At 60.5% G+C, this 7,685-nt stretch carries 6 protein-coding genes and 1 pseudogene; all 7 read left to right on the top strand.

Annotated elements, in window-relative coordinates; translation table 11 throughout:
• The first annotated feature begins 96 nt into the window (after window positions 1–96).
• Window positions 97–627, top strand: coding sequence for an ATP-dependent protease subunit HslV (hslV, locus tag FEM54_RS18845; protein WP_010563201.1), 531 nt, complete (start codon window positions 97–99; stop codon window positions 625–627).
• A gap of 36 nt (window positions 628–663) precedes the next feature.
• Complete coding sequence (gene hslU, locus FEM54_RS18840; RefSeq protein ID WP_017138578.1) at window positions 664–2,001, top strand: ATP-dependent protease ATPase subunit HslU; 1,338 nt, start codon at window positions 664–666, stop codon at window positions 1,999–2,001.
• A 183-nt stretch (window positions 2,002–2,184) separates the two neighbouring features.
• Window positions 2,185–2,562 carry a gamma-butyrobetaine hydroxylase family protein gene (locus FEM54_RS18835; RefSeq protein WP_017138579.1) on the top strand — a complete coding sequence of 126 codons (378 nt, stop codon included), beginning with the start codon at window positions 2,185–2,187 and terminating at the stop codon, window positions 2,560–2,562.
• Between the two features lie 249 nt (window positions 2,563–2,811).
• Window positions 2,812–4,491 carry a class II poly(R)-hydroxyalkanoic acid synthase gene (gene phaC / locus FEM54_RS18830; RefSeq protein ID WP_099549478.1) on the top strand — a complete coding sequence of 560 codons (1,680 nt, stop codon included), beginning with the start codon at window positions 2,812–2,814 and terminating at the stop codon, window positions 4,489–4,491.
• Between the two features lie 166 nt (window positions 4,492–4,657).
• Window positions 4,658–5,503 carry a poly(3-hydroxyalkanoate) depolymerase gene (gene phaZ / locus FEM54_RS18825; protein WP_017138580.1) on the top strand — a complete coding sequence of 282 codons (846 nt, stop codon included), beginning with the start codon at window positions 4,658–4,660 and terminating at the stop codon, window positions 5,501–5,503.
• Window positions 5,504–5,591: 88 nt separating this feature from the next.
• On the top strand, window positions 5,592–7,274 hold the full coding sequence (gene phaC / locus FEM54_RS18820; protein ID WP_017138581.1) for a class II poly(R)-hydroxyalkanoic acid synthase: 1,683 nt from the start codon (window positions 5,592–5,594) through the stop codon (window positions 7,272–7,274).
• Between the two features lie 27 nt (window positions 7,275–7,301).
• Window positions 7,302–7,574: pseudogene (locus tag FEM54_RS18815) on the top strand (TetR/AcrR family transcriptional regulator); the annotation flags it as partial.
• Window positions 7,575–7,685 lie beyond the last annotated feature (111 nt).

Here is a 7,685-nt window from a genome sequence, read left to right as displayed (position 1 = left end):
CGTCCGCACACACGTCCTACGGTTGAAATCCCCCCCGCCACCCCCATATGAGATTCCATCAGGGCATTTTCGCCCCGCTGCGTGGAGACTCTCCCCTTGACCACCATCGTTTCAGTACGTCGCCACGGCAAAGTCGTCATGGGCGGCGACGGCCAGGTTTCACTGGGCAACACCGTGATGAAAGGCAACGCCAAGAAAGTGCGTCGCCTGTACCACGGCCAGGTTCTCGCCGGTTTCGCTGGCGCCACTGCCGACGCCTTCACCCTCTTCGAACGCTTCGAAGGCCAGCTGGAAAAACACCAGGGCCACCTGGTTCGCGCCGCTGTCGAACTCGCCAAAGAATGGCGCACCGACCGTTCCCTCAGCCGCCTGGAAGCCATGTTGGCGGTCGCCAACAAAGACGCGTCCTTGATCATCACCGGTAACGGCGATGTGGTTGAACCCGAGCACGGCCTGATCGCCATGGGTTCCGGCGGTGGCTACGCCCAGGCGGCAGCCAGCGCCCTGCTGAAGAAAACCGACCTGTCGGCCCGCGAAATCGTCGAGACCGCCCTGGGTATCGCCGGCGATATCTGCGTGTTCACCAACCACAACTTCACCATTGAGGAGCAGGACCTCGCCGAGTAAGCCGTAGGCTTATTCCGCTTGAGGCCGCCAAACACTATGTCCATGACTCCCCGCGAAATCGTCCATGAACTTAATCGCCATATCATCGGCCAGGACGATGCCAAGCGCGCCGTTGCCATTGCGCTGCGTAACCGCTGGCGCCGGATGCAACTGCCCGAAGAACTGCGCGTTGAAGTAACGCCCAAGAACATCCTGATGATCGGGCCGACAGGCGTGGGTAAAACCGAAATCGCCCGGCGCCTGGCCAAACTGGCCAATGCTCCGTTCATCAAGGTCGAGGCCACCAAGTTCACCGAAGTGGGCTATGTAGGCCGTGACGTCGAGTCGATCATCCGTGACCTGGCCGACGCAGCCCTGAAAATGCTGCGCGAGCAGGAAGTGACCAAGGTCAGCCACCGCGCCGAAGACGCCGCCGAGGAACGCATCCTGGATGCCCTGCTGCCACCGGCACGCATGGGCTTTAACGAAGACGCCGCGCCAAGCTCGGATTCCAACACCCGCCAGCTGTTCCGCAAGCGCCTGCGTGAAGGCCAGCTGGACGACAAGGAAATCGAGATCGAAGTGGCCGAAGTGTCCGGCGTCGACATCTCCGCACCGCCTGGCATGGAAGAAATGACCAGCCAGTTGCAGAACCTGTTCGCCAACATGGGCAAGGGCAAGAAGAAAAGCCGCAAGCTCAAGGTGAAGGACGCGCTGAAGCTGGTGCGCGACGAAGAAGCCGGGCGCCTGGTGAATGAGGAAGAGCTCAAGGCCAAAGCCCTGGAAGCGGTGGAGCAGCACGGTATCGTGTTTATCGACGAGATCGACAAGGTGGCCAAGCGCGGCAACTCCGGCGGCGTCGATGTGTCCCGCGAAGGCGTACAGCGCGACCTGTTGCCGCTGATCGAAGGCTGCACGGTGAACACCAAGCTGGGCATGGTCAAGACCGACCACATCCTGTTTATCGCCTCCGGCGCGTTCCACTTGAGCAAGCCCAGCGACCTGGTGCCGGAGCTGCAAGGCCGTCTGCCGATTCGCGTGGAACTCAAGGCGCTGACCCCCGGCGACTTCGAACGTATCCTCAGCGAGCCGCATGCTTCGCTCACCGAGCAATACCGCGAACTGCTGAAAACCGAAGGTTTGGGCATCGAATTCCAGCCGGACGGCATCAAGCGCCTGGCGGAGATTGCCTGGCAGGTCAACGAGAAGACCGAAAACATCGGTGCCCGTCGCCTGCACACCCTGCTTGAGCGTCTGCTGGAAGAAGTGTCCTTCAGTGCTGGCGACATGGCCGGTTCGCAGAATGGCGAAGCGATCAAGATTGACGCTGAGTACGTCAATAGCCACCTGGGCGAATTGGCGCAGAACGAAGATCTGTCTCGTTATATCCTGTAAGCCTCACAGAAAACGGCTTGTGTCGGAGCCGGACTTGTGTGGGAGCTGGCTTGCCTGCGATAGCATCACCTCAGTGTTTCTGAAACACCGAGGTGTCTGCATCGCGGGCAAGCCCGGCTCCCACACAAGCCAGCTCCTACAGTTTTAAGCCGGTTCTCAGGACTATCTCTGGGCGGTTCTCCAATGACCAAATTCCCCACCGCTGTAAACCTGCACAAAACCTCCAACACCCTCGGCCTTACCTATGGGCCGAGCGAGGTCTACCAGCTCCCCGCTGAGCTGCTACGCACCCACTCGCCTTCCGCCGAGGTCCAGGGCCACGGCAAACCCATCCTGCAGTTCGGCAAGCTCAACGTGCGGCTGATCAAGATAGAACCAGCCGGTCAATATGCACTGAAATTGACCTTCGACGACGGCCATGACAGCGGACTGTTCACCTGGGACTACCTCTACCAGTTGGCCGTGCGCCAGGATGCGTTGTGGGCCGATTATCTGGCTGAGCTTAAAGCCGCCGGCAAAACCCGCGACCCGAGCGAATCGGTCGTGCGGCTGATGCTCTAACTCAGGCGTCTCGCTCTTTAGAGGGCATTTTCTAATTTCATCTGCTTGAATGCCCTGTCGCGTGGTCAACGATTGGCCCGCTTGCGAAAAAAATTAAACTCGGGTAACCAATGGAACTGGCAAGTTCCCTGCATTTGACGATGCGGTATCAACGGTCACCCGAGTCGCAGTACCAGGCTGGTGTCGTGTATCGAAATTGGGTGCGCAGCAATCGCCGGTACTCGTCTTTCGGACAATGGAGCGTCGTAGATGAGTAACAAGAATAACGATGACTTGAAACGCCAGGCCTCGGAAAACACCCTGGGGCTGAACCCGATCATCGCGTTACGCAAAAAGGATTTATTGGCCTCAGCGAAGATGGTACTGACCCAAGCCATCAAGCAACCGTTGCACAGCGTCAAACACGTCGCGCATTTTGGCGTGGAATTGAAGAACGTGATGTTCGGCAAATCCGCACTGGCCCCCGAAGGCGACGACCGTCGCTTCAACGACCCGGCGTGGAGCCAGAACCCGCTCTATAAGCGTTACCTGCAAACTTACCTGGCGTGGCGCAAGGAACTGCACGACTGGATCGGCGACAGTAACCTGTCGGAACAGGACATCAGCCGCGGCCACTTCGTGATCAACCTGATGACCGAAGCCATGGCCCCCACCAACAGCGCGGCCAACCCGGCGGCGGTCAAACGCTTCTTTGAAACCGGCGGCAAAAGCCTGCTTGATGGCCTGTCCCACTTGGCCAAAGACATGGTGCACAACGGCGGCATGCCCAGCCAGGTCAACATGGGCGCCTTTGAAGTCGGCAAGACCCTGGGCACCACTGAAGGCGCCGTGGTGTTTCGCAATGACGTGCTGGAGCTGATCCAGTACAAGCCCATCACCGAGCAGGTGCACGAACGCCCACTGCTGGTGGTGCCGCCGCAGATCAACAAATTCTATGTATTCGACCTGAGCCCGGAGAAGAGCCTGGCGCGCTTCTGCCTGCGCAATGGCCAGCAGACGTTTATCGTCAGCTGGCGCAACCCGACCAAGGCGCAGCGCGAGTGGGGCCTGTCGACCTATATCGAGGCGCTCAAGGAAGCGGTCGATGTGGTCACGGCGATTACCGGCAGCAAAGACGTGAACATGCTCGGCGCCTGCTCGGGCGGCATCACCTGCACCGCCCTGCTGGGCCACTACGCGGCGCTGGGCGAGAAGAAGGTCAACGCCCTGACCCTGCTGGTGAGTGTACTGGACACCACCCTGGACACCCAGGTGGCGCTGTTTGTCGACGAACAGACCCTGGAAGCCGCCAAGCGCCACTCCTACCAGGCCGGTGTACTGGAGGGCCGCGACATGGCCAAGGTATTCGCCTGGATGCGCCCCAACGACCTGATCTGGAACTACTGGGTCAATAACTACCTGCTCGGCAACGAGCCGCCGGTGTTCGACATCCTGTTCTGGAACAACGACACCACACGTTTGCCGGCCGCCTTCCATGGCGATTTGATTGAGCTGTTCAAGAACAACCCGCTGGTACGCGCCAATGCCCTGGAGGTGTGCGGCACGCCGATCGACCTCAAACAGGTGACCGCCGATATCTATTCCCTGGCCGGCACCAACGACCACATCACGCCGTGGCAGTCGTGCTACAAATCGGCGCAGCTGTTTGGTGGCAAAGTGGAGTTTGTGTTGTCCAGCAGCGGGCATATCCAGAGCATCCTCAACCCGCCAGGCAACCCCAAGGCGCGTTACCAGACCAGCGATGGTTTGGCGGGCAAGCCGCTGGAGTGGCAGGAGAATGCCACCAAGCATACTGACTCATGGTGGCTGCATTGGCAGGCGTGGCAGGCCGAGCGGGCGGGCAAACTGAAGAAAGCACCTACGAGCCTGGGTAACAAAGCCTATGCCGCAGCTGAGGCGGCACCGGGTACTTATGTGCACGAACGATAAGCAGATTTTGCGGTAGAAATGCGATCAATGTGGGAGCTGGCTTGCCTGCGATAGCGGTGGGCCAGCTAGATGATGAGCTAACTGAAAGATTGCTATCGCAGGCAAGCCAGCTCCCACAGGAACCGAGTTTTTCCAGACAAATAGCGCCACTTCACAGGGCTTGAGCATGCCGCAACCGTTCATCTTCCGTACCATCGACCTGGATGGCCAGACCATCCGTACGGCGGTACGCCCGGGCAAGCCTCACTTGACGCCGTTGCTGATCTTCAACGGCATCGGCGCCAACCTTGAGCTGGTGTTTCCGTTCGTCCAGGCGCTGGACCCGGACCTGGAAGTGATCGCCTTCGATGTGCCAGGTGTGGGGGGGTCTTCCACACCCAGCGTGCCCTATCGTTTTCCCGGCTTGGCCAAGCTCACCGCACGCATGCTCGATTACCTGGACTATGGCCAGGTGAATGCGGTGGGTGTGTCCTGGGGCGGCGCGTTGGCGCAGCAGTTTGCCTATGATTACCCCGAGCGCTGCAAAAAACTGATCCTGGCGGCGACGGCAGCCGGGGCCTTTATGGTGCCGGGCAAACCCAAGGTGCTATGGCTGATGGCAAGCCCCAGGCGCTATATCCAACCGTCCCACGTGGTGCGCATTGCACCGATGATTTATGGCGGCTCGTTCCGCCGCGACTCCAAACTGGCCGCCGAACACGCCAGCAAGGTGCGCTCGGCGGGCAAGCTCGGTTACTACTGGCAGCTGTTTGCGGGCCTTGGCTGGACCAGCATTCACTGGCTGCACAAGATCCGCCAGCCGACCCTGGTGCTGGCCGGCGACGACGACCCGCTGATCCCGCTGATCAATATGCGCATGCTCGCCTGGCGCATTCCCAACGCACAGTTGCACATCATCGATGATGGCCACTTGTTCCTGATCACCCGCGCCGAAGCCGTGGCGCCGATCATCATGAAGTTTCTTGAAGAGGAGCGCCTGCGTGCGGTGATTCACCCTCGACCAGCGGTGTAAGGACTACGCCGCCGCGCAACTTGCCAGGAACCGACTATGGTTCTGAATTGGCGTGCCTGTTGATGGCTTGACGAAGGAGTGTTGGCTCATGCGAGAAAGACCCGTGACGAACCCGGCGCCCACCCCGGCCGCGTTCATCAACGCGCAAAATGCGATCAGTGGCCTGCGGGGCCGCGATTTGCTGGCGACCCTGCGCAGTGTCGCCAACCATGGCTTGCGCAACCCGCTGTACACCGCTCGGCACGCCCTGGCCTTGGGCGGCCAACTCGGTCGCGTGCTGCTGGGTGAAACCGTACAGGCCCCCAACCCCGCTGACAGCCGCTTCGCCGACCCCACCTGGACGCTTAATCCGCTGTACCGGCGCAGCCTGCAAGCCTATTTGAGCTGGCAGAAACAAACGCGTCACTGGATCGACGACAGCTCGATGAGCGCCGATGACCGCGCCCGCGCGCACTTTGCCTTCTCGCTGATCAACGATGCCGTCTCGCCCTCCAACACCTTGCTCAACCCGCTGGCCATCAAGGAGCTGCTCAACTCCGGCGGCAACAGTGTGGTGCGCGGCGTGAGTAATTTGTTTAACGATTTGTTGCACAACAACGGCCTGCCCAGCCAGGTCAGCAAACACGCTTTTGAAGTGGGCAAAACGGTGGCAACGACCGCGGGCTCCGTGGTGTTTCGCAACGAGCTGCTGGAACTGATCCAGTACAAGCCCATGAGCGAAAAGCAGTACGCCAAGCCGTTGCTGATCGTGCCGCCGCAAATCAACAAGTACTACATCTTCGATCTCAGCCCCGCCAACAGCTTTGTGCAGTACGCCCTGAAAAACGGCCTGCAGACGTTTATGGTCAGCTGGCGCAACCCGGATGTGCGTCACCGCGAGTGGGGCCTGTCCACCTATGTGGCGGCGCTGGAGGAAGCGCTGAACGTGTGCCGGGCCATCACCGGTGCCCGTGAGGTCAACCTGATGGGCGCCTGCGCCGGTGGCTTGACCATCGCCGCGCTGCAAGGCCACCTGCAAGCCAAGCGCCAGCTGCGGCGCATCTCCAGCGCCAGTTACCTGGTGAGCCTGCTGGACAGCCAGATCGACAGCCCCGCCACCTTGTTTGCCGATGAACAGACCCTGGAGGCCGCCAAGCGCCGCTCCTACCAGCAAGGCGTGCTGGAGGGTCGCGACATGGCCAAGGTCTTCGCCTGGATGCGCCCCAACGATCTGATCTGGAACTACTGGATCAATAATTACCTGCTGGGCAAAGAACCGCCGGCGTTCGACATCCTCTACTGGAACAACGACAACACGCGCCTGCCCGCCGCGTTGCATGGCGACCTGCTGGACTTCTTCAAGCACAACCCGCTCAGCCATCCGGGTGGCCTTGAGGTGTGCGGCACGCCCATCGACCTGCAGAAGGTCACAGTGGACAGCTTCAGCGTGGCCGGGATCAACGACCACATCACGCCGTGGGACGCGGTGTATCGCTCCACGCAACTGCTGGGCGGCGAGCGGCGCTTTGTGCTGTCCAACAGCGGGCATATCCAGAGCATCCTCAACCCGCCGGGCAACCCCAAGGCCAACTACGTCGAGAACCCCAAGCTGAGCAGCGACCCGCGTGCCTGGTACTACGACGCCAGTCACGTCGAAGGCAGCTGGTGGCCGCAGTGGCTTGCGTGGATCCAGCAACGTTCGGGCGTGCAACGCGAAACACTCACCGCCCTGGGCAACCAGAATTACCCACCGATGGAAGCGGCGCCAGGCACTTACGTGCGGGTGCGCTGAGCTCAACGATCACATTAAGAAGACTGGATGAAGACCCGCGACCGTATCCTTGAATGTGCCCTGCAGTTGTTCAACCACAAGGGCGAACCGAACGTGTCGACCATGGAGGTGGCCAATGAAATGGGGATCAGCCCCGGCAACCTTTATTACCATTTCCATGGCAAGGAGCCCTTGGTGCTCGGGTTGTTCGAGCGTTTCCAGAATGAACTGGCGCCGCTGCTCGACCCGCCGGCAGATGCGCAACTCAAACCCGAAGATTACTGGCTGTTCCTGCACCTGATCATCGAGCGCATGGGCAATGCGGCGCGACCGCAGCAGACGTTCCCGTTGTTTGATAAGTTTGAGGATGAGTGGCTGACCTGGGCGCCTAAGATTCCATTGGGCAAGTAGACCGCGGCGCGGCCATCGCGG

The organism is Pseudomonas edaphica (genome assembly GCF_005863185.1).
Classification (GTDB): Bacteria; Pseudomonadota; Gammaproteobacteria; order Pseudomonadales; family Pseudomonadaceae; genus Aquipseudomonas; species Aquipseudomonas edaphica.
This window is presented reverse-complemented; position numbering and strand designations above follow the sequence as displayed.

Excerpts from the sequence above, each read along its gene's own strand:
- FEM54_RS18835 (WP_017138579.1), top strand. The coding sequence starts at position 2,185 with ATGACCAAATTCCCCACCGCTGTAAACCTGCACAAAACCTCCAACACC.
- phaC (WP_017138581.1), top strand. The coding sequence starts at position 5,592 with ATGCGAGAAAGACCCGTGACGAACCCGGCGCCCACCCCGGCCGCGTTC.
- hslU (WP_017138578.1), top strand. The coding sequence starts at position 664 with ATGTCCATGACTCCCCGCGAAATCGTCCATGAACTTAATCGCCATATC.
- phaZ (WP_017138580.1), top strand. The coding sequence starts at position 4,658 with ATGCCGCAACCGTTCATCTTCCGTACCATCGACCTGGATGGCCAGACC.
- phaC (WP_099549478.1), top strand. The coding sequence starts at position 2,812 with ATGAGTAACAAGAATAACGATGACTTGAAACGCCAGGCCTCGGAAAAC.